The 20,459-nt window shown below is 70.8% G+C and carries 18 protein-coding genes; 12 read left to right on the forward strand and 6 right to left on the reverse strand.

The window, feature by feature from the left end; genetic code table 11:
- Positions 1-19: 19 nt before the first annotated feature.
- The gene (locus tag ACWD4J_RS02350) at positions 20-910 is read right to left on the reverse strand and encodes a DUF4184 family protein (RefSeq protein ID WP_451393365.1); all 891 of its coding nucleotides are present in this window, start codon (positions 908-910) and stop codon (positions 20-22) included.
- A gap of 289 nt (positions 911-1,199) precedes the next feature.
- On the opposite strand from ACWD4J_RS02350, the gene ACWD4J_RS02355 reads away from it, so the two are divergent.
- The 3 genes from ACWD4J_RS02355 (at position 1,200) to ACWD4J_RS02365 (ending at position 4,202) form a co-directional block, all read left to right on the forward strand.
- A complete protein-coding gene (locus ACWD4J_RS02355) occupies positions 1,200-2,879 on the forward strand; it encodes a lytic transglycosylase domain-containing protein (RefSeq protein WP_451393366.1) in 1,680 nt (559 codons plus the stop codon).
- A gap of 169 nt (positions 2,880-3,048) precedes the next feature.
- Positions 3,049-3,183: an SPW_0924 family protein gene (locus ACWD4J_RS02360; protein ID WP_451393367.1), complete on the forward strand. Its 135-nt coding sequence runs from the start codon at positions 3,049-3,051 to the stop codon at positions 3,181-3,183.
- Between the two features lie 20 nt (positions 3,184-3,203).
- Complete coding sequence (locus ACWD4J_RS02365; RefSeq protein WP_451393368.1) at positions 3,204-4,202, forward strand: DUF3068 domain-containing protein; 999 nt, start codon at positions 3,204-3,206, stop codon at positions 4,200-4,202.
- A gap of 40 nt (positions 4,203-4,242) precedes the next feature.
- Here ACWD4J_RS02365 and hrpB read toward each other — a convergent pair whose 3' ends face one another.
- Positions 4,243-6,822, reverse strand: coding sequence for an ATP-dependent helicase HrpB (gene hrpB / locus ACWD4J_RS02370; RefSeq protein WP_451393369.1), 2,580 nt, complete (start codon positions 6,820-6,822; stop codon positions 4,243-4,245).
- Positions 6,823-6,874: 52 nt separating this feature from the next.
- A complete protein-coding gene (locus tag ACWD4J_RS02375; protein WP_451393612.1) occupies positions 6,875-7,732 on the reverse strand; it encodes a class I SAM-dependent methyltransferase in 858 nt (285 codons plus the stop codon).
- Between the two features lie 400 nt (positions 7,733-8,132).
- Here ACWD4J_RS02375 and rpsA point away from each other — a divergent pair, with 400 nt between their 5' ends.
- From rpsA to ACWD4J_RS02400, 5 genes are all read left to right on the forward strand, one after another.
- A complete protein-coding gene (gene rpsA / locus ACWD4J_RS02380; RefSeq protein ID WP_451393370.1) occupies positions 8,133-9,629 on the forward strand; it encodes a 30S ribosomal protein S1 in 1,497 nt (498 codons plus the stop codon).
- 308 nt (positions 9,630-9,937) lie between these two features.
- Positions 9,938-11,464 carry a flavin monoamine oxidase family protein gene (locus tag ACWD4J_RS02385; protein ID WP_451393613.1) on the forward strand — a complete coding sequence of 509 codons (1,527 nt, stop codon included), beginning with the start codon at positions 9,938-9,940 and terminating at the stop codon, positions 11,462-11,464.
- A gap of 102 nt (positions 11,465-11,566) precedes the next feature.
- Complete coding sequence (locus tag ACWD4J_RS02390; protein ID WP_451393371.1) at positions 11,567-12,505, forward strand: PAC2 family protein; 939 nt, start codon at positions 11,567-11,569, stop codon at positions 12,503-12,505.
- A 50-nt stretch (positions 12,506-12,555) separates the two neighbouring features.
- Complete coding sequence (gene coaE / locus ACWD4J_RS02395) at positions 12,556-13,167, forward strand: dephospho-CoA kinase (protein WP_451393372.1); 612 nt, start codon at positions 12,556-12,558, stop codon at positions 13,165-13,167.
- A 131-nt stretch (positions 13,168-13,298) separates the two neighbouring features.
- Positions 13,299-13,670 (forward strand): tetratricopeptide repeat protein, encoded by a 372-nt coding sequence (locus ACWD4J_RS02400; protein WP_451393373.1) that lies wholly within the window; start codon positions 13,299-13,301, stop codon positions 13,668-13,670.
- 17 nt (positions 13,671-13,687) lie between these two features.
- Here ACWD4J_RS02400 and ACWD4J_RS02405 read toward each other — a convergent pair whose 3' ends face one another.
- The gene (locus ACWD4J_RS02405; RefSeq protein WP_451393374.1) at positions 13,688-13,951 is read right to left on the reverse strand and encodes a DUF6343 family protein; all 264 of its coding nucleotides are present in this window, start codon (positions 13,949-13,951) and stop codon (positions 13,688-13,690) included.
- Positions 13,952-14,134: 183 nt separating this feature from the next.
- Between ACWD4J_RS02405 and ACWD4J_RS02410 the strand changes: the two genes are divergently transcribed.
- Both ACWD4J_RS02410 and ACWD4J_RS02415 read left to right on the forward strand, forming a co-directional pair.
- Positions 14,135-14,815, forward strand: a complete 681-nt coding sequence (locus ACWD4J_RS02410) for a class I SAM-dependent methyltransferase (protein WP_451393375.1) — start codon at positions 14,135-14,137, stop codon at positions 14,813-14,815.
- A 99-nt stretch (positions 14,816-14,914) separates the two neighbouring features.
- The gene (locus tag ACWD4J_RS02415; RefSeq protein WP_451393376.1) at positions 14,915-15,376 is read left to right on the forward strand and encodes a DoxX family protein; all 462 of its coding nucleotides are present in this window, start codon (positions 14,915-14,917) and stop codon (positions 15,374-15,376) included.
- 6 nt (positions 15,377-15,382) lie between these two features.
- Here ACWD4J_RS02415 and ACWD4J_RS02420 read toward each other — a convergent pair whose 3' ends face one another.
- A complete protein-coding gene (locus ACWD4J_RS02420; protein ID WP_451393377.1) occupies positions 15,383-15,832 on the reverse strand; it encodes an RNA-binding S4 domain-containing protein in 450 nt (149 codons plus the stop codon).
- A 67-nt stretch (positions 15,833-15,899) separates the two neighbouring features.
- On the opposite strand from ACWD4J_RS02420, the gene ACWD4J_RS02425 reads away from it, so the two are divergent.
- Both ACWD4J_RS02425 and ACWD4J_RS02430 read left to right on the forward strand, forming a co-directional pair.
- The gene (locus ACWD4J_RS02425) at positions 15,900-16,658 is read left to right on the forward strand and encodes a uracil-DNA glycosylase (protein WP_451393378.1); all 759 of its coding nucleotides are present in this window, start codon (positions 15,900-15,902) and stop codon (positions 16,656-16,658) included.
- Positions 16,659-16,780: 122 nt separating this feature from the next.
- Positions 16,781-17,923, forward strand: coding sequence for an MFS transporter (locus ACWD4J_RS02430; protein ID WP_451393614.1), 1,143 nt, complete (start codon positions 16,781-16,783; stop codon positions 17,921-17,923).
- Between the two features lie 83 nt (positions 17,924-18,006).
- On the opposite strand, the gene ACWD4J_RS02435 is transcribed toward ACWD4J_RS02430, so the two are convergent.
- On the reverse strand, positions 18,007-20,397 hold the full coding sequence (locus ACWD4J_RS02435) for an ATP-binding cassette domain-containing protein (protein WP_451393379.1): 2,391 nt from the start codon (positions 20,395-20,397) through the stop codon (positions 18,007-18,009).
- Positions 20,398-20,459: the final 62 nt, after the last annotated feature.

A 20,459-nucleotide genomic window follows, 5' to 3' on the forward strand; every position in this document is an offset into this window, starting at 1 on the left:
GCCGCGACATCGCGTCGCGTCAGCGCGGCCTCGCATGGTCCGGATTCGCGGCCGCAGAGGCCGACGCCGCTGCCGCGGAGGCGGCGTCGGCGGCAGAGGCAGGCCCCGCCCGCAACGCCCGCACCCCGAGCCCGTACAAGAAAAGCCCCACAGCCAGCCCCGCCCCCGCGCCGAAGCACAGCGTCGGGATCAGGTCCCACGGCTTGGCGATGGCGCCCCAGTAGGCCCACCAGCGCAGCGCCCGGTGCGTCGCGCCCACTATCGAGCACCCGCCGATCAGGACGGCTGCCAACAAGCGCCCGCGCGCGGACAGTTCAGGCACGCCCACAGGTGCGGCGGGTGGCACCCGCCGCAGCGCAGAACCGGCGAACAGGGCGATCACCACCAGGGCCAGCGCCGAACTGCCGTACTGCGCGTACCAGTACAGCGGAGAGCCCGCGACCTCCTCGCCGAGCACGGGGAACACCCGTATCCCCCACCGGTCGAAATGCGTGAACGCATCCCACACGACATGCGTGGCGGCCCCGAGCACCGCGGAGACATACCCCCACACGATCAGCGCCACCGGCTTCCGGCGCCCCCGCCGTCCCGCTCCTTCGCCCGCGCACAGCAGTGCATATGTACGGCCCTGCCAGGCGCGCGGCAGCAGCGCCACCAGCGGCTCGAGCAGTACCCGCCAGACGCCGACGAGCGCCGCCGTGATGAGGGCGTCGACCGTGAACACACCGAAGGCGGAGTGCGTGACGTCCCCGAACTCCATGGCTCCGGGCAGCACACTCGCCACGAAGTACGTCATGTCGGGCGCAAAGGAACCCGCGACGAGCGCCGACGGAATCAGTGGCCCCCGCGCTGTGCCGTCTCGGTGGATCACCGGCAGTACTGCGGCCGCATGGCTGAGCGTGAACGGCAAGAGCCCCCCTAGGACAGTTCCCACTGACTGCGCACGCCCCGACCGTGCGCCCCGTAACCGTGTCGCGTACCGTGTCGCGATCAATGCCGCCCAGTATGCGGGATGCACCGATCGGGCCGATGCGGGTCGCCCGGGCGTGCAGGATGGCTGAAACCGAGAGGTGGCCAACCGGTGAATTTCGGGCGCGAACAGGTGTCTAGGCGCCTCAAGTTGTCGTAGTGTCACGTGGGTCTACGCGCTGGGGAGCGCGGACGGTCCCGCATGATCGTCAATGGGAGGGGTTCTCGGAATGGCGGCGCACTTCGGCAGGAGGCTGCGCAAGGGGATGGCGACCGCCGCCCTGGCGGCGGTCGCGGTCGCGGCGATATCCGCGTCCCAGGCTCCCGGCCTGACCGACAGCAGCACCGGTCGGCAGCGCACGGACACCCCGGCGGCCGACACCGACACCGACCCGGGCGTGACCGGCAACTCCCCTTACTACACGGACCTGCCGCCCCTCAACAGCCCCACCGAGACGCCCAGCGCCGACGACGACGGCGGCAACACGGGCGACACGGAAGCGGGCATACCCGCCACCGTCCTCGACGCCTACAAGAAGGCGCAGGCCGCCCTCGCCGAGTCCAAGCCCGGCTGCAACCTGCCCTGGCAACTGCTCGCGGCCATCGGCAAGGTCGAGTCGGGCCAGGCCCGCGGCGGAAATGTGGACGCGAACGGCACCACGCTGTCCCCCATCCTCGGACCCGTCCTCAACGGCAACGGCTTCGCGAAGATCACCGACACCGACGGCGGCGCGTACGACGGCGACACGGCGCACGACCGCGCCGTCGGCCCCATGCAGTTCATCCCGTCGACCTGGGAGAGCTGGGGTGCGGACGGTAACGGCGACGGCAAGAAGGACCCCAACAACATCTACGACGCGGCGCTCGCCGCCGGCCACTACCTGTGCGCCGGCGACCGCGACCTGTCGGTCACCTCGCAGCTGCACGCGGCGATCCTCAGCTACAACCACTCGCAGGACTACCTGAACACGGTCCTGAAGTGGCTCGATTACTACCGCAAGGGCACCCACGAGGTCCCCGACGGCACGGGCGTCCTGCCGAACGACCGCAGCGACGACAGCGACGGACCGACCCCCAGCCCGTCACCGACCACGCCCGGCGCGACCAAGCCCGGCACGCCCGACCCGGGCACCACGAAGCCGGGCGGCGGCACGACGAGCCCCGCGCCGACCGAGCCCGGCACGCCCTCGCCCAGCCCCACGCCGCCCACCGCCACCGACACCGTGGCGCGCCTGGAGGACGCGGGCACCGGGGACCTGACCGCGATGGCGGGCGACGCCTTCGCCGAGCGGGTGTCCGTGCGGGCCGAGTCCGCGTCCGGCCTGGGTGTGCCCAAGGTCAGGGTGCGGTTCACGATCGTCGGCGACACGGACGCGACCTTCACCGGCGGCGAGACCATCGCCACGATCACCACCTCCGCCACCGGTACGGCCACCGCTCCCACGCTCCAGGCGGGCGAGAAGACCGGCGACTTCACCGTCCGCGCCGCCGTCGTGGGCCGCACCCTCTCCGGTCTCGACTACACGGCCACGGTCACCGAACGCCAGGCCGACACCCTTGTACGCACCAGCGACACCGCGCTGACCTGCACGCCGGGCGGCGAGTTCGCGGACGCCGTCGAGGTCAAGGCCACCTACAAGGGCGCCGTCGCGGACGGTGTCGCGGCCACCGCGACCCTGATCAAGTCGGCGGACGACGCGACCGAGAACGACAAGGGCCCCTACTTCAAGGACGCCGACGGCAACCCCGTCCGCACCCTCACGGGCCTGGAGACGGACGCGAACGGTCTGCTGAAGCTGCCGCAGCTGTACGCGGACGACACCACCGGTACGTTCCTGCTCCGCATCGACACCACGGGCGGCGCGACGATCACCGTCGAACTGAACGTGGAGGCGGCCACCGCCTCGTAAGGACGGCACAGCTCGCACACGGCGGCGCCCCTCTGCCACCGCCGGCAGAGGGGCGCCGTTCTGCATGCGTGCAACGTGTTCTCATCTCGCGCGGCCGTTGCTACGGTGCCCCAGTTCTGACGCAGCATCAGCTATCTGTCATCAGCAGCCCAGCTCGCCGGGAGGCCCCATGCGTGCCCTCATCGCCGCCGCCACCGGTCTCGCCGTCGCCTTCGCCCTGGTGCTCACGCTCACCGCCGTCGGTTCACCCCCGGGCAAGACCTCACCGAAGCCGCTGCTCACCACCGTCCCCGCACACCCCTGACCCGTAGGAGGGCCGTCGAGATGCGCCGCAAGGCCAGCCTGGTCCTGCTCGCCCTCGCCGTGTTCTGCACGGCGCTGTCCCCGCTCGTGCGCTGGTACGCCTTCCCCCGGCTGGCGAAGATCCCGGCGAACCACTACCAGACCATGGTGCTGGAGGCGAAACCCGCGACCCTCATCGACTACGGCACCATGCAGGCCAAGAAGGTCGACAAGGTCACCATTGTGCAGACCCTCAAGGGCAACGTGGAGGCGTCAAAGAAGATCGAGAAGAGCACCGGCCGCGACGTCGTGGTCTGGGACGGGCTCTCCTACGTCCAGGGCCCCGACGGCAAGATGGTCTCCAAGATCCCCGAGCGCTACATCTTCGACGCGCACTCCCAGGAACCCGTCCACGCATCGGGCGAGATGGTCGACGGGGACCCGGTCAAACGCGAGGGCATCGAGTTCAAGTGGCCCTTCCTGACCGAGAAGCGGGACTACGAGTACTTCGACGCCCAGTCCCGCACCACCGCTCCCATCCACTACAAGGGCACGCGGAACTTCCGTGGCGTCGAGGTCTACTACTTCGAGCAGACCATCCCGTGGACCAAGGTCAGCATGCCGAAGACGATGCCGGTCAAGGGCATCACACCGGAATCGGTGGCGAAGACGGGCACCACCCGCTGGTACTCGACCGTGCGGAAGTTCTGGGTCGAACCGGTCACCGGCGCGCCCGTCTACGGCGAGGAGGACCACAAGGAGGAGCTGCGCGGCGGGACCCTGCTCGGCGGCCGCGACAGGGTCATGGTGTTCTCCGGAGACGTCAAGATGCGCGAGGACTACATCAGGTCGACGGTCGCCCTGGTCAAGTCCCAGCGCACGCTCATCCTGCTGATGACCTCGTATCTGCCCTGGGGCTTCCTCGGCCTCGGCGCCGGCCTGCTCACGCTGTCGCTCGTACTGGAGGCGCGCGGCCGCAGGCCGGGGGAGCCGGCGCCGGCGGGAGAGCGCGAGCCGGCGCCCCAGCCGGTCAACGCCTGAGCTGCGTCAACGCCTGAGCTGTTTCAATGCCTGAGCAGCGTCAACGCCTGAGCCGTGCGTTCGTGTGGCGGGTGGGCTCCGCGGTGGCCGGGTCCTCGGGCCATGGGTGCTTGGGGTACCGGCCGCGCAGTTCGGCGCGCACGGACCGGTAGCCGTCGCGCCAGAAGGAGGCCAGGTCGGCTGTGACGGCCGCCGGGCGGCCGGCGGGCGAGAGCAGATGGACGAGCAGCGGCACCCCGGCCACGCGCGGCGTCTCGGCCAGACCGAACATCTCCTGCAGCTTGACGGCGAGTACGGGCCGGTCGGGGTCGCCGTAGTCGATCCGGATCCTGGACCCGCTCGGCACCTCGACGCGCTCGGGCGCCAGCTCCTCCAGCCGGACCGCTTCACCCGACGCCCACGGCAGCAGCCGCGTCAGCGCCTGACCGGCGTCGATGCGCTCCAGATCGGCCCGCCTGCGGGCACGGCTCAGCTCGGGCTCCAGCCATTCGCCCACGCGCGCGTGCAGAGCGTCGTCGGACACGTCCGGCCACGGGGCGCCCCTGTGCCGGTACAGGAAGGCGAGCCGCTGCCGCAGCGCTACGGCGTCCCGCGTCCAGCGCAGCAGCCCCAGCCCTTCGCGCCGCAACCCCTCCAGCAGGGCCTCGCGTACGAGGCGGGCGTCGGCGCCCTTGAGCGGACTCACGGCCAGCTCCATGGCCCCGAGCCGCTCGACACGCCGGGCGACGACGTCGCCGTCCGCCCAGCCGACCTCCTCGCCCCCGGCATACAGGGAAGCGGCCGCCCGCCGCGCGGTCGCCTCGTCGATCACGGCACCGAGCCGCACGCGCGCGTGCCCGGCCCCCACGGGCCGGTCGGCCACGGCCACCGCGATCCACGGTGTCCCGCGCAAAGCGGAACCCTCGCCGAGCTCGGCCCCGGTCCCGGACACCATGCGGTACGCCCCTCCACTCCGCACCCGCGCGACCCGCTCCGGAAACGCCAGCGCGGCGACGAGCCCGGCAACGAGGTCGTCGGTGTACCCGGCGTCGCGCCCGGCCCCCGCGGGCGTGGCGGCCTCGGCTGACCCCGCGCCGGACTCACCACCACCCGGTGCGGCGACGGCGGACGCCAATCGCCCGGCCTCCGCACGCCAGCGCGCCCCGTAGGCGTCACGGCCGCGGTGAGCGGTGCGCCACGCCGCGGCCAGGTCGTCGCCGTACTCGCGTGGCGGCTCCTCGCTGAGCAGGGCCACCACCTCCGCCGCCCGCCGCGCGCCCACCTCGCCGGCCCCGTCGAGCAGGGCGCGCGCCAGCCGCGGATGGAGCCCGAGCCGTGCCATCCGGGTGCCCCGCTCGGTGGCCCGGCCGGCCGCGTCGACGGCACCGATGGCGTGCAGGACGTCCCGCGCCGCGGCCATCGCTCCGCCGGGCGGCGGATCGAGCAGCGCGAGACCCGACGCGTCAGGGTCGCCCCAGCACGCCGCTTGCAGAGCGAACGAGGCCAGGTCCGCCACCTTGATCTCCGGCGCCGGAAACCGCGGCAACCGCCCGTCCTCCGCCTCCGACCAGCACCGGTACACGGCACCCGGCGCCTCACGCCCGGCCCGCCCCGCCCGCTGCCGGCCCGCCGCCTGTGAGGCACGCACCGTGGTCAGGGCGCTGAGCCCGCGCGCGTGGTCCACCCGCGGCTCCCGCGCGAGCCCGGAGTCGACGACCACCCGCACACCCGGCACCGTCAGGCTCGACTCCGCGACCGACGTCGCCAGCACCACCCTGCGCATACCGTCCGGCGAGCCCGCCAGCACCGCGTCCTGCACCGCCGCCGGCGCCCGGCCGTGCACCTGAAGCACCTCGACCCCGCCCAGGCCCGCCAGCAGGCCGGCCACCCGGGCGATCTCGCCGACCCCCGGCAGGAAGCACAGGACATCCCCGTCCCGCTCCGCCAGTGCCCGCCGCACCACCGACGCCACATGCGACAGCAGCGCCGGATCCACCCGCATCCCGTGCGGCGGCCGCACCGGCTGCGCGGGCGGCGCCCACACCACGTCCACCGGATACGAGACGCCCTCCGCCTCGACCACCGGCGCGCCGCCGAGCAGCCGCGCCCACCCCTGCGCATCGGTCGTCGCCGAGGCCGCCAGCAACCGCAGCTCCGGCCGCAGCGCAGCGCGCACGTCCAGCAGGAACGCGGCGACCGTGTCCGCGTCCAGATGCCGCTCATGACACTCGTCGATGACCACCGCATCGACCCCCGAAAGCTCCGGATCCCGCTGCAGCCGCTGCAGCAGAACACCGGTCGTGACGACCTCCACGCGCGCGTGCCGCCCCACCACGCGCTCGCCGCGCACCGTGTAACCCACCCGCTGCCCGGTCTTCTCGCCCAGCAGCCACGCCATCCGCCGGGCGGCGGCACGCGCGGCGATACGCCGCGGCTCGGCGACGACGACACGCCGCACCGGCACCTCCGCGGCCGCCGGGCCGCCGTCCAGCAGCCCGGCCAGGGCCAGCGGCACGAGCGTCGTCTTGCCCGTCCCTGGCGGCGCGCACAGCACCGCGGTGCCGTGCTCTTCCAGCGCCTCCCGCAGGGTGGGAACGGCGGTGCGGACGGGCAACTGCTCGAGGGCGTCGGTACGGATCACGCCCCCAGTCTCCAGCCCCGTACGCCCGTCACCTCACCGGTCCCGTGAGCGATCACCGGTCCCGTACGCAGACGAAGATCGCTGTCCCCGGGATCAGGTTCCCGCGGAGGGGAGACCAGCCGCCCCACTCCTGGCTGTTCCAGGCCGGCCACTCCGGTTCCAGCAGGTCGACGAGCCGGAAACCCGCCGCGACCACGTCACGGACCCGGTCGCCCAGCGTCCTGTGGTGCTCGACGTACACGGCACGTCCCTGCTCGTCCTGCTCCACGTACGGCGTGCGGTCGAAGTACGAGGCGGCCACCGACAGGCCCTCCGGGCCCGGCTCGTCCGGGAACGCCCACCGGATGGGATGCGTGACGGAGAAGACGAACCTGCCACCAGGACGCAGCACACGGCGCACCTCCCGAAGGACCCGCACCGGGTCCGCGACGAACGGCAGCGCCCCGTACGCCGAGCAGGCCAGGTCGAAGGAGCCGTCCGCGAAGGGCAGCGCCCCCGCGTCGGCCTGCACGAGGCCGAGCCCTTCGGCGCCGATCCGCAGCGCGTGCTGCAGCTGCCGGTGCGAGAGGTCCAGGGCGACGGGCCTGGCGCCCTGCGCGGCCAGCCACCGCGAGCACTGCGCCGCGCCCGCACCGATCTCCAGGACGTCCTTGCCCTTCAACTCGGCCGCGGGGCCGAGCAGCGCCGCCTGTTCCTCGTCGAGACCTTCCGGGCCCCACACGAAACGGTCGTCGCCGAGAAAGGCGCCGTGATCGCGCTGATATTCGTCCGCGTTCCGGTCCCACCAGCCGCGACTCGCGCGACTACTCTCCGTGACATCGGTCTCACGTCGAGTGGCTTCCGGTTCGGGCAGCTCGGGCTCTTGGATGATCGGCTCCCTCGTCGTACTCTTCGATCGCCTGCTGCTGATCCGTCGTGACGGGTCTCGACGGCGTCGTGCCGCGGCGGCGCACTGCCGCGCCGGCTGTGACGCTGCGTGCGTGTCGCGACCGAGTGCGGTGCGCCCCCTGTGGCCTCAGACAACAGGTTTTGTGCCGGGAATGCGGCGATCCGCCCCGGGTGTGCGCGTTCGCGCATTGACCCTGCCCGGCTGCCCCCGTATGCTACAAGTTGCGCTGCGGGCCTGCGCACCTCAGACATAGCAGGCTGCGCTCGCATCTGTTGTATGTCCCCTCGGTTGTCGAGGCGCTTTCCGTTTCAATGGAAACCGGAAAACCGCCTCCTAAGCTGTCCGGCTTCTACAGAGCGAAACGGGCTCCCGGCGTAAGCAGTACCTACGACTCAATGTCCGTACCGGAGCCCTTTCCCACATGACGAGCAGCACCGAGACCACCGCCACCACCCCGCAGGTTGCGGTCAACGACATCGGTAACGAGGAAGCCTTCCTCGCCGCGATCGACGAGACGATCAAGTACTTCAACGACGGCGACATCGTCGACGGCGTCATCGTGAAGGTCGACCGGGACGAGGTCCTGCTCGACATCGGTTACAAGACCGAAGGTGTCATCCCGAGCCGCGAGCTCTCGATCAAGCACGACGTCGACCCCAACGAGGTCGTCGCCGTCGGCGACGAGATCGAGGCCCTCGTCCTTCAGAAGGAGGACAAGGAAGGCCGCCTGATCCTCTCGAAGAAGCGCGCCCAGTACGAGCGTGCCTGGGGCACCATCGAGAAGATCAAGGAAGAGGACGGCATCGTCACCGGTACCGTCATCGAGGTCGTCAAGGGTGGTCTCATCCTCGACATCGGCCTCCGCGGCTTCCTCCCGGCCTCTCTCGTCGAGATGCGCCGCGTCCGCGACCTCCAGCCGTACGTCGGCAAGGAGCTCGAGGCGAAGATCATCGAGCTGGACAAGAACCGCAACAACGTGGTCCTGTCCCGCCGTGCCTGGCTGGAGCAGACCCAGTCCGAGGTCCGCCAGACGTTCCTTACGACCCTGCAGAAGGGTCAGGTCCGCTCCGGTGTGGTCTCCTCGATCGTCAACTTCGGTGCCTTCGTGGACCTGGGTGGCGTCGACGGTCTGGTCCACGTCTCCGAGCTGTCCTGGAAGCACATCGACCACCCGTCCGAGGTCGTCGAGGTCGGCCAGGAGGTCACCGTCGAGGTCCTCGACGTCGACATGGACCGCGAGCGCGTCTCCCTGTCGCTGAAGGCGACCCAGGAGGACCCGTGGCAGCAGTTCGCCCGGACCCACCAGATTGGTCAGGTCGTCCCGGGTAAGGTCACGAAGCTCGTTCCGTTCGGTGCGTTCGTCCGCGTCGACGAGGGCATCGAGGGCCTGGTCCACATCTCCGAGCTGGCCGAGCGCCACGTGGAGATCCCGGAGCAGGTCGTCCAGGTCAACGACGAGATCTTCGTCAAGGTCATCGACATCGACCTCGAGCGTCGCCGGATCTCGCTGTCGCTGAAGCAGGCCAACGAGTCCTTCGGTGCCGACCCGACGGCCGTCGAGTTCGACCCGACCCTGTACGGCATGGCCGCGTCCTACGACGACCAGGGCAACTACATCTACCCCGAGGGCTTCGACCCCGAGACCAACGACTGGCTCGAGGGCTACGAGACCCAGCGCGAGGCGTGGGAGCACCAGTACGCCGAGGCGCAGGCTCGCTTCGAGCAGCACCAGGCGCAGGTCATCAAGTCCCGCGAGGCCGACGCCCAGGCTGCGGCCGAGGGCGGCGACGCGGCGGGTGCGGCTCCGGCCGCGTCCGGTGGGTCGTACTCCTCGGAGTCCGCGGACAACTCCGGGGCGCTTGCTTCGGACGAGGCGCTGGCTGCGCTGCGCGAGAAGCTGGCCGGTGGTCAGAGCTGAACGCTGGCCGCTAGGGCTTAGCCGGTAACGCTGGGGCCCGCACCCTTTTGGGTGCGGGCCCCAGTGCGTTGCCCGGGTAGGCCCGGGTGCCCCACTTTTCCAGTTGCCCGCCGTCGTGGGCACAGCGGCGGGTGAGAAATGTGGTGGATACACGAATCTCCTCGGGTTGTAACAGGTTCTTGTCAGGATCCCTTCATCAGGCATGATCGATTAGGGGAGTCGAACACATGGCAAAGCCTCAGGCGGGTACGGGCACCAGTCGGCGAGTGTTTCTGCGCAACGTGGGTCTCACGGGTGGTGCGGGCGCGATGTTCGCCACCATGGGTGCCCTGGGCCTGGCCCCCACCGCGCAGGCGGCGCAGCGGGAACAGCCCTTCCGCGCCCCACAGTCCGGGGACTTCACGCTCAGCGGCCGTGGCGCGGCCAAGGTGGTCATCGTGGGCGGCGGTATCGCCGGGCTCGCCTCCGCGTACGAACTCGGCAAGGCGGGCTACGACTGTACGATCCTGGAAGCCAGAGACCGGACCGGCGGCCGCAACTTCACGGTGCGCAGCGGCGATTCCACCACCGACCTGGGTGGCAACAAGCAAACTGCCCGATTCAGCGACGGCCAGTACATGAACGCCGGCCCCGCGCGTCTCCCGCAGTGGATGGTCACCCTCGACTACTGCCGTGAACTCGGCGTGCCCGTCGAGGTGTTCACGAACGTCAACGCCGACGCGTACATCTTCAACGAGTCCGCCGGCATGACCAAGCCGATGCGCTACCGCACGGCCAAGGCCGATGTATACGGCTACGTCTCCGAGTTCCTGGCCAAGGCGACCGACAAGGGTGCTCTGGACGCGCAGTTGACCAGCGCCGATCAGGAGCGGCTGATCGAGTTCCTGAAGGACTTCGGCGAGCTCGGTGACAAGCTTCAGTACGAGGGCGGTTCGCGCCGGGGGTACACCACCGTCCCGGCCGCGGCGGGCACCCCGGGCGTGCTGCTCGGCGACGTCCCGTCCGCGTCCGAGGTCTTCGCGAGCGGGGTCGGGCGCTACTTCTCCTTCGAATTCGAGTTCGACCAGGCGATGCTGATGTTCCAGCCGGTCGGCGGCATGGACCAGATACCGAGGGCGCTGACCAAGGCGATCGGCGAGCACCGGGTCCGTACCGGCGCCGCCGTCACGAAGATCACGGACAAGGGTGACGGCGTCACCGTCACCTACACGCAGGGCGGCCGGACCTACAGCGTCGACGCCGACTACTGCATCGCGGCCGCGCCGCCCAACATCCTCGCCAAGGTCCCGCACAACCTGGGATCCGGCGTGCAGAGCGCCCTCGAGGCCATCACGCCGCAGTCCGCCGGCAAGATCGGTCTCGAGTACAAGTCGCGCTGGTGGGAGCTCGACCACAACATCTACGGCGGTATCACCGAGACCGACCTCGACGTCACCCACATCTGGCACCCCTCGTACGGCTACCACGGCGAGCGCGGCGTGATGATCGGCTACTACAACTACGGCAGCGACGCGGACTCGTACGCCGCGCTCACCCCGAAGGAGCGTGAGAAGCGTGCCGTGGCCGCCGGTGTGAAGATCTACGGCGAGAAGTACCGCACCGAGCTCGCCTCCTCCTTCTCGCACCACTGGCGGCAGACCCCGTATCTCGAGGCGGCCTGGCACGGCACGCCCGGCGGTCCCGACCACGCGCGCTACAAGCCTCTGAACGAGCCCACCGGGCGGGTGTACTTCGCGGGAGACTGGCTGAGTTACACCGACGCGTGGCAGCACGGCGCCTTCACGTCGGCGCGCAAGGCTGTTTCCGCGCTCCACGCGCGCGTACTGGCGGCGTGAGGCACACAATGCACTGCTGAGGGCGGGTGTGCAGGGCGCGGGCGGGAATGCCCGCGCCCCGTCGCGCGTTCTGCTGTACGAACACGAGGAGGAGCGGTCACAGTGCTTGATCCGCAGGGTTTGTACGCATGGGAGCCGAAGGGGCTCGCCGCCGTCGACATGGCGCTCGCACAGGAGTCGGCGGGACTGGTCATGCTCTACCACTTCGACGGCTACATCGACGCGGGTGACACCGGCGAACAGATCGTCGACCGTCTCCTCGACTCGTTGCCCCACCAGGTCGTGGCGCGCTTCGACCACGACCGCCTCGTCGACTACCGCGCCCGCAGGCCGCTGTTGACGTTCAAGCGCGACCGCTGGAATGACTACGAGGTGCCCACACTCGAGGTGCGGCTCGTCCAGGACGCCACGGGCGCGCCCTTCCTGCTGCTGTCCGGCCCCGAACCCGACGTCGAGTGGGAGCGCTTCGCGGCCGCCGTCCGGCAGATCGTCGAACGGCTCGGCGTGCGGCTGTCCGTCGACTTCCACGGCATTCCCATGGGCGTCCCGCACACGCGTCCCGTCGGGCTCACCCCGCACGGCAACCGCACCGATCTCGTCCCCGGCCACCGCAGCCCCTTCGAAGAGGCCCAGGTGCCCGGAAGCGCAGCGTCCCTCGTCGAGTACCGGCTGATCGAGGCCGGACACGACGTGCTCGGCGTCGCCGCACACGTTCCGCACTACGTTGCCCGCTCGCCGTATCCCGACGCCGCGCTGACCGTCCTGGAGGCGATCACCGCCGCGACCGGCCTCGTACTGCCCGGCATCGCGCACTCCCTGCGTACCGACGCACAGCGCACACAGACGGAGATCGACCGGCAGATCCGGGAGGGCGACGAGGAGCTCGTCGCACTGGTCCAGGGTCTCGAGCACCAGTACGACGCCGCGGCGGGTGCCGAGACCCGCGGCAACATGCTGGCGGAACCTGCCGACATCCCGTCCGCCGACGAGATCGGCAGGGAGTTCGAAAAATTCCTTGCGGAGCGGGAGGGCGACGTCTAGGGATCCAGCCGCCGGCGCGGTGCGTGAGGCGAGGGCCTAAGCTTCCGGACATGCTGAGAGTGGGCCTGACCGGGGGCATCGGTGCCGGCAAGAGCGAGGTGTCGCGGCTGCTCGTCGAGTACGGCGCGGTGCTGATCGACGCGGACAAGATCGCACGTGAGGTGGTCGATCCCGGAACTCCGGGGCTCGCCGCCATCGTTGAGGCCTTCGGCGAGGAGGTCCTGCGCCCGGACGGCTCCCTGGACCGTCCGAAGCTGGGCACCGTCGTCTTCGCCGACGCCGATCGGCTGGCCGTGCTCAACTCGATCGTGCACCCCCTGGTGCGTGCGCGCTCCGCCGAACTGGAGGCCGCCGCCCCCGACGACGCCGTCGTCGTCCACGATGTGCCGCTGCTCGCCGAGAACACCCTGGCCCCCCTGTACGACGTGGTGGTCGTCGTCGACGCGAGCCCGGAAACACAGCTGGACCGGCTCGTCCGCCTGCGCGGCATGACCGAGGAGGACGCGCGGGCGCGCATGGCCGCGCAGGCGACCAGAGAGAAGCGGCTGGCGATCGCGGACATCGTGATCGACAACGATGTGCCGCTCGCTGAGCTGCGGCAACAGGTCCAGGCCGTGTGGCGCGACCTGGCGGAGAGGGCGGCGGGCGCGGATCAGCGCTGAAGCGGCCGTCCCGTGCTGGTGCGCGGTCCTGGTCCGGTACGCGGTCACAGGCTGGTACGCAGTTGGCCGGCCCTGGAATAGCAGGGGCTGTGGCGGGCGTTGAACAGGTGCAGTCAGGGAAGGACTCAGTCGTGCCCGAACACACCGAACGTACGCCGGAAACCGATGTCATCGACTTCCGTGCGGCCGAGCAACTGCTGGCCGCACGCGACCCGCGCGGTGCGGTGAAGCTTCTCGACCGGGTCATCGCCGCCCATCCGGAGAACACCGCCGCGCGGCTGCTGCGTGCGCGCGCTTTCTTCGCCGCGGCCCAACTGCGCCCCGCCGAGCTCGAGTTCACGATCGTCCTGGAGCGCGAGCCCGACAACGCGTTCGCACACTTCGCGCTCGCCCGCACCTATGAGCGCTCGGGCAAGCCCGACCAGGCGCTGCGGCACTTCCGGCTCGCCGCGGCGCTCGACCCGCGCCCGCAGTACGTCAAGGCCGCGCGCTTCGACTCCTGACACGCCCGGCGACGCCGTCACCAGCGGTCGTCGACCGGTGGGTAGGGCGGGACGTCGCGCCCCGGCTGGTAGCGCGGACCCTCCCGGATGTGCCGGAGGATCACCGCCATGTCGATGATGGTGATCAGCCACAGGGCGGCGCACGCCGCCGCCCACCCCGGGCGCCCCGCCAGGACGAACGCCACCGTCCCCGCGACCGTGACGATCACGCCCCAGACGCTGAGCCAGAAGCGCATCCGCAGGGGACTGCGCGCTGTCATCGGTTCACTGCCTGTACGCATCGCCATCACCTCCTACCTGCGCTGAGGTACCCCACCCGGGGTCCGGTGAACGCGGAGCGGAGGCGGAATCCAGGCGGCGGGAGCGTGGAACGAGTGCGCGGGACGTGGCCGGTTTCCGACCGCGGCACCCGGGCCGGGGAACGCACCGCGGCAGGGGTTCGTTGGCGGGCCATGAGCGGTGAGATGCGTAAGGGATACGGAGGGACGGGGCCCGGCGCGATCACGCCGGACGGCTGCGCGGTCGATCTGTATGCGCGGCTGCCCGTCGGCGGCGAGCCGGACATCATCGCCGGGGCCGTGCCGGCGGAGGCGTACATCCTGGAGCTGGGCAGCGGCGTCGGCCGGGTGACGCATCCGCTGCTGGAGCGCGGCTTCACGGTCACGGCCGTGGACGAGTCGGCCGAGATGCTGAAGCGGGTCCGCGGGGCCCGCACGGTGTGCACGTCCATCGAGGAGCTGGACCTCGGCGAGACGTTCGACGTGGTGATGCTCGCCTCCTTCCTGGTGCACGCGGGCGACGTGGAGGTGCGGCGTGGACTGCTGAACACCTGCCGGCGCCATGTCGCCGACGCCGGCTGCGTGCTGATCCAGCGCGAAGGCGCCGACTACCACACGAATGTGCCGAGGGAGAGGGCCGACCCGAGCGGCTGCACCGTACGCATCGTGTCCGCGGATCCGGTCGGGGACGGTGTGCACTCGGTGCGCGCGGAATACGTCTTCCCGGATGCCACATGGACCCAGACGTTCCTGTCACGCCCTCTGACGAAGGACGCCTTCGAGGAGGCGCTCGCGGAAGCAGGACTGAAGGTCGACCGGTATCTGACGGACGACGGGACATGGGTGCGGGCGCTGCCGGTCCGATAACCGCGGCCGGGACATCCGGGCCCGGCCGATGAGTTCGGCCGTCTGGGCCGGTCTGCCTCGGTGACAGCCGAAAGGCACCTGCTCACCGAGGAGACCCTGATGTCCCAGACCAGCAACCCCGCCGCCGCCGCCACCGCCGCCACCGGAGCCACCGGGACCGACGCGGCCAGGCCCCGCGGCCGCCGCCTCCATCTCGCGCTGCTCACCCTCCAGGTGCTGCTCGCCCTGTTCTTCGCGCTGGCGAGCGCTCTGCCCAAACTGATCGCGCACCCGTCTGCGGCCGAGTCGTTCGACAAGATCGGGTGGGGCGCCGGCGGCATGTACACCATCGGTGCCCTGGAGCTCGCCGGAGCGATCGCCCTGCTGATCCCGGTGCTGTCCTCGGTGGCGTCCGTGGCCTTCATCGGGCTGATGATCGGGGCGTTCGTCACGCAGATCGTGGTCTTCGACGGCCAGTACGCCGCTACACCGGTGATCCTCGTCGTGCCGTTCGCCCTCATCGCCTGGGCGCGCCGTCAGCACAACGCCGAATTGCTGCGCCTCGTCCGGCGGCGCGCGTGAACTGTGCTACTGCCCGGCGGGCGGCCCGCCGAGGCCGCCCGGCCCGCGCAGCCGCTCCATCTCACGGCGGTCGCGCTTGGTCGGGCGGCCGGTGCCCCGGTCCCGTACACCTGCCGGGGCGACGGCCTCGCGGGGCGGGGGCGGCGGGCTGTTGTCGACGTAGCACTCGACGGCCACCGGCGCGCCGACGCGCTTGCGGATGATGCGCTTCACCACGACGATCCGCTCCCGCCCCTCGTGCCGGAGCCGCACCTCGTCGCCGACCCGCACACCATGGGCGGGCTTCACGCGTTCGCCGTTGACCCGCACATGCCCGCCGCGGCATGCGGTGGCCCCCATCGACCGGGTCTTGACCAGCCGAACGGACCAGATCCAGCTGTCGACGCGCACGGATCCCTCGCCGGCGGCGCCCGCCGTGCCGTCCGGGTCCCCTGAAGCCATGTCTCGACCAGCCATGCCTTGACCTTAGTGCCCCGCGGCGGCCGGCCCGGACTACTTTTCTCCGCGCGCTTACCGTGGAGGCGTGCGCACCCTCGCCGAGCTCGACGCCGCCCTCACCGACTGCCGTGCCTGCCCACGGCTGGTCGAGTGGCGCGAGCAGGTCGCGGGGACCAGGCGCGCGTCCTTCGCGGACTGGACGTACTGGGGCCGCCCGGTGCCCGGCTTCGGCCCGCCCACCGCGTCGCTGCTGGTCATCGGCCTGGCGCCGGCCGCACACGGCGGGAACCGCACCGGCCGGATGTTCACCGGCGACCGCTCGGGCGATGTGCTGTACGCGGCGCTGCACGATCTCGGCCTCGCCTCCCAGCCGGACGCCGTCTCGCGCGACGACGGCCTCACCCTGCGCGGCGTCCGCGTCACCGCGCCCGTGCACTGCGCGCCCCCCGCCAACAAGCCCACGCCTGAGGAACGCGACACCTGCCGCCCCTGGCTGGTGCGCGAACTGCAGCTGCTGCGCCCGTATGTGCGCGCGGCCGTCGTCCTCGGGGCCTTCGGCTGGGGCGCCGCGCTTCCGGCGTTCGGTGCGGCCGGGTGGGTCGTTCCCCGGCCGCGCCCGGCCTTCGCGCACGGCGCGCACCTGACACTGCCCGCCGCGGACGGAGGCCCGCCGCTCGAGGTCTTCGGCTGCTTCCATGTCAGCCAGCGCAACACGTTCACGGGCAGGCTCACCCCCGGCATGCTGCGGGGCGTGCTCGGGACGGCAGCCCGTGCGGCGGGGTTGAACACCGAGGGGCCCACCGCTGATGGAGCAGCAGGCGGGACCCCTCGTATGGAGCAGTAGATCGGGCCTTGCCGGACGGCTGTTCCTAGCGTGGGGGCGTGAAAGACACGAAGACCGCCCCCTCGGTCGCTGAGGGCGGCCCGGCGACCAAGCCCTCCACGGCCGCGTACCGGAACCTGATCATGGCCACGATCGGGTTCGGGCTCACGTTCTGGGCCTGGAACCTGATCTCGCCACTCAGCGGGGACTTCAAGGAGAGTCTGGGACTGAGCTCCTTCCAGCAGTCGCTCCTGGTCGCAATCCCGGTACTCGTCGGCTCCCTGGGCCGTATCCCGGCGGGCGCGCTCACCGACCGCTACGGCGCGAAAAAGATGTTCCCGCTGGTCACGGCACTCACCATCATCCCGGTGCTGCTGGTCATTCCCGCCCGGGGCAGCTTCGGGGCGATGCTCGTCGTGGGCTTTCTGCTGGGCCTCGGCGGCACGACCTTCGCGATCGGCGTGCCGCTGGTCAACTCGTGGTTTCCGCCGGCCCACCGCGGCTTCGCGCTCGGCGTCTTCGGGATGGGCATGGGCGGTGTGGCGCTGTCCGGATTCTTCACGCCGCGCATCGCCAAACACGGCGAGAACCTGCCGTTCATCGTGGTCGCCATCGCGCTCGCCGTCTTCGCCGTGCTCGGCGCGCTCCTCATCACCGACCGGCCCGACCGGCAGGTGCCGGCCACCTCGCTCGGCACCCGGCTCGGGCAGGCGGGGCGTCTCCGCGTGACATGGGAGCTGTCCGCGCTCTACGCGATCGGGTTCGGCGGCATCGTCGCGTTCGGCGTGTACCTGCCGACGTATCTGAAGACCTGGTACGGCCTGAGCGCCACGGAAGCCGGCACCAAGGCGGCCGGATTCGCCCTGGTCACCGTCATCTTCCGGCCGATCGGCGGGTGGCTGTCGGACCACATCCACCCCGCGATCGTCACCTGCGTCGCTCTGGGCGTCGTCGCGCTGTTCGCCATCATCCAGTCCTTCGACCCGGCGCTCGCCCCGGTCGGCACGCTCTGCTTCCTGCTGATGGCGGCCGGTCTCGGCACGACGAGCGGCAGCGTGTTCGCGCTGGTCTCCAGGGTCACCCCACAGCCACAGGTCGGCTCCGTCACCGGCATCGTCGGCGCGATGGGCGGCCTCGGCGGTTTCGTGCCGCCCCTCGTCATGGGCGCGATCTACAGCGTGAAGAACTCGTACTCCATCGGCTTCATGCTGCTGTCGGACCTGGCCCTCGCGGGCTGCGTGTACGCGTACGGGCGGATGAGAAACATCCAGCCGACGCAGACGTAGCACGGGCAGGTGCCGCGTGAGGCAGCGTGTGCGCGCTCGACCACCTCACGCGGCATTCGATCCTGCGCTTCAGGTGCCGCGCTTCAGGCGCCGACGTAGGCCGCGAGGTGCTCGCCGGTGAGGGTGGAGCGGGCGGCGACGAGGTCGGCGGGTGTGCCCTCGAAGACGATCCGGCCGCCGTCGTGGCCGGCGCCGGGGCCGAGGTCGATGATCCAGTCGGCGTGCGCCATGACCGCCTGATGGTGCTCGACGACGATGACCGACTTGCCGGAGTCGACGAGCCGGTCGAGCAGGCCGAGCAACTGCTCGACGTCGGCGAGATGCAGACCTGCGGTCGGCTCGTCGAGGACGTAGACGCCGCCCTTCTCGGCCATGTGCGTGGCCAGCTTGAGCCGCTGCCGCTCGCCGCCGGACAGCGTGGTGAGCGGCTGGCCGAGGGTGAGGTAGCCGAGCCCGACGTCAGCGAGCCGCTCGAGGATGCGGTGCGCGGCCGGGGTGCGCGCCTCGCCGGCGCCGAAGAACTCCTCGGCCTCGGTCACCGACATCGCGAGCACCTCGCTGATGTCGCGGCCGCCGAGGTGGTACTCCAGCACCGACGCGTCGAACCGTTTCCCCTCGCAGTCCTCGCAGGTGGTGGCGACGCCGGCCATCATCGCCAGGTCGGTGTAGATGACACCGGCGCCGTTGCAGGTGGGGCAGGCGCCCTCGGAGTTGGCGCTGAACAGCGCCGGTTTCACCCCGCTGGCCTTGGCGAACGCCTTGCGGACCGGGTCGAGCAGTCCGGTGTACGTCGCCGGGTTGCTCCGGCGCGAACCGCGGATCGCGGTCTGGTCGACGGACACGACACCTTCGCCGGCCGGGATCGAACCGTGTACGAGCGAGCTCTTGCCGGAGCCGGCGACGCCGGTGACGACGGCCAGCACCCCGAGCGGGATGTCGACGTCGACGCCCTGCAGGTTGTGTGTCGTCGCGCCGCGGATCGGAAGCAGGCCGGTGGGCCTCCGCACCGTCTCCTTGAGGGAGGCCCGGTCGTCGAAGTGGCGGCCGGTGATGGTGCCCGCGGTCCGCAGCTCCTCGACGGTGCCCTCGAAGCAGACGGTGCCGCCCGCCGTACCGGCGCCGGGGCCGAGGTCGACCACGTGGTCGGCGATCGCGATGACCTCCGGCTTGTGCTCGACGACGAGCACCGTGTTGCCCTTGTCCCGCAGCCGCAGCAGCAGGCCGTTCATCCGTGCGATGTCGTGCGGGTGCAGACCGACGGTCGGCTCGTCGAAGACGTACGTGACGTCGGTCAGCGACGACCCGAGGTGGCGGATCATCTTGGTGCGCTGGGCCTCGCCGCCCGACAGCGTGCCCGACGGCCTGTCCAGCGAGAGATAGCCGAGGCCGATCTCCACGAACGACTCGAGGGTGTGCTGCAGCGCGGTGAGCAGCGGCGCCACCGACGGCTCGTCGAGGCCGCGGACCCATGCGGCCAGGTCGCTGATCTGCATCGCGCAGGCGTCGGCGATGCTGATCCCCTTGATCTTCGAGGACCGGGCGGCCTCGCTGAGCCGCGTGCCGTCGCAGTCGGGGCAGGTGGTGAAGGTGACCGCCCGCTCCACGAAGGCACGGATGTGCGGCTGCATCGCCTCCTTGTCCTTGGAGAGCATCGACTTCTGGATCCGTGGGATCAGCCCCTCGTAGGTCATGTTGATGCCCGCGATCTTCATCCTGGTCGGCTCGCGGTGGAGGAAGTCGTGCAGCTCCTTCTTGGTGAACTTGCGGATCGGCTTGTCCGGGTCGTAGAAGCCCGACTCGCTGTAGAGGCGGGAGTTCCAGCCGCCCCCCGTATAGCCGGGGACGGTGATCGCGCCCTCGGCGAGCGACTTGGAGTCGTCGTAGAGCTGGGTGAGGTCGAGATCGGTGACCGTGCCCCGGCCCTCGCAGCGTGGACACATGCCGCCGGTGATGCTGAAGCTGCGACGTTCCTTCACTTTCTGTCCGCCGCGCTCGACGGTGACCGCGCCCGCCCCGCTGATCGAGGCGACGTTGAAGGAGTACGCCTTGGGCGAGCCGATGTGCGGCTGCCCGAGCCGGCTGAAGAGGATGCGCAGCATCGCGTTGGCGTCGGTGGCGGTGCCGACCGTGGAGCGGGGGTCGCCGCCCATCCGCTGCTGGTCGACGATGATCGCGGTCGTCAGCCCTTCGAGCACGTCGACCTCGGGCCGCGCCAGGTTCGGCATGAAGCCCTGCACGAAGGCGCTGTACGTCTCGTTGATCAGCCTCTGGGACTCGGCGGCGATCGTGTCGAACACCAGCGAGCTCTTGCCCGAGCCGGAGACGCCGGTGAACACCGTCAGCCGGCGCTTCGGGATCTCGATGCTGACGTCCTTGAGGTTGTTCTCGCGCGCGCCGTGCACGCGGATCAGATCGTGGCTGTCGGCATCGTGCAGCGCAGGCGACTGCGTGTCCGTCCTCGGGGCCATGCTCATCATTTCTCCATCTGTCGGGCGGGACCGGCTTCGCGGTCTCCGTCGGCGTCGCCTGGATCGAT

Source organism: Streptomyces sp. NPDC002577 (assembly GCF_053594815.1).

Coding starts and splice junctions, on each gene's coding strand:
- ACWD4J_RS02365 (WP_451393368.1), top strand. CDS start 3,204: ATGCGCCGCAAGGCCAGCCTGGTCCTGCTCGCCCTCGCCGTGTTCTGC.
- ACWD4J_RS02360 (WP_451393367.1), top strand. CDS start 3,049: ATGCGTGCCCTCATCGCCGCCGCCACCGGTCTCGCCGTCGCCTTCGCC.
- coaE (WP_451393372.1), top strand. CDS start 12,556: ATGCTGAGAGTGGGCCTGACCGGGGGCATCGGTGCCGGCAAGAGCGAG.
- ACWD4J_RS02430 (WP_451393614.1), top strand. CDS start 16,781: ATGGCCACGATCGGGTTCGGGCTCACGTTCTGGGCCTGGAACCTGATC.
- ACWD4J_RS02410 (WP_451393375.1), top strand. CDS start 14,135: ATGCGTAAGGGATACGGAGGGACGGGGCCCGGCGCGATCACGCCGGAC.
- ACWD4J_RS02385 (WP_451393613.1), top strand. CDS start 9,938: ATGTTCGCCACCATGGGTGCCCTGGGCCTGGCCCCCACCGCGCAGGCG.
- ACWD4J_RS02435 (WP_451393379.1), bottom strand. CDS start 20,397: ATGAGCATGGCCCCGAGGACGGACACGCAGTCGCCTGCGCTGCACGAT.
- rpsA (WP_451393370.1), top strand. CDS start 8,133: ATGACGAGCAGCACCGAGACCACCGCCACCACCCCGCAGGTTGCGGTC.
- ACWD4J_RS02355 (WP_451393366.1), top strand. CDS start 1,200: ATGGCGGCGCACTTCGGCAGGAGGCTGCGCAAGGGGATGGCGACCGCC.
- ACWD4J_RS02415 (WP_451393376.1), top strand. CDS start 14,915: ATGTCCCAGACCAGCAACCCCGCCGCCGCCGCCACCGCCGCCACCGGA.
- ACWD4J_RS02405 (WP_451393374.1), bottom strand. CDS start 13,951: ATGCGTACAGGCAGTGAACCGATGACAGCGCGCAGTCCCCTGCGGATG.
- ACWD4J_RS02420 (WP_451393377.1), bottom strand. CDS start 15,832: ATGGCTGGTCGAGACATGGCTTCAGGGGACCCGGACGGCACGGCGGGC.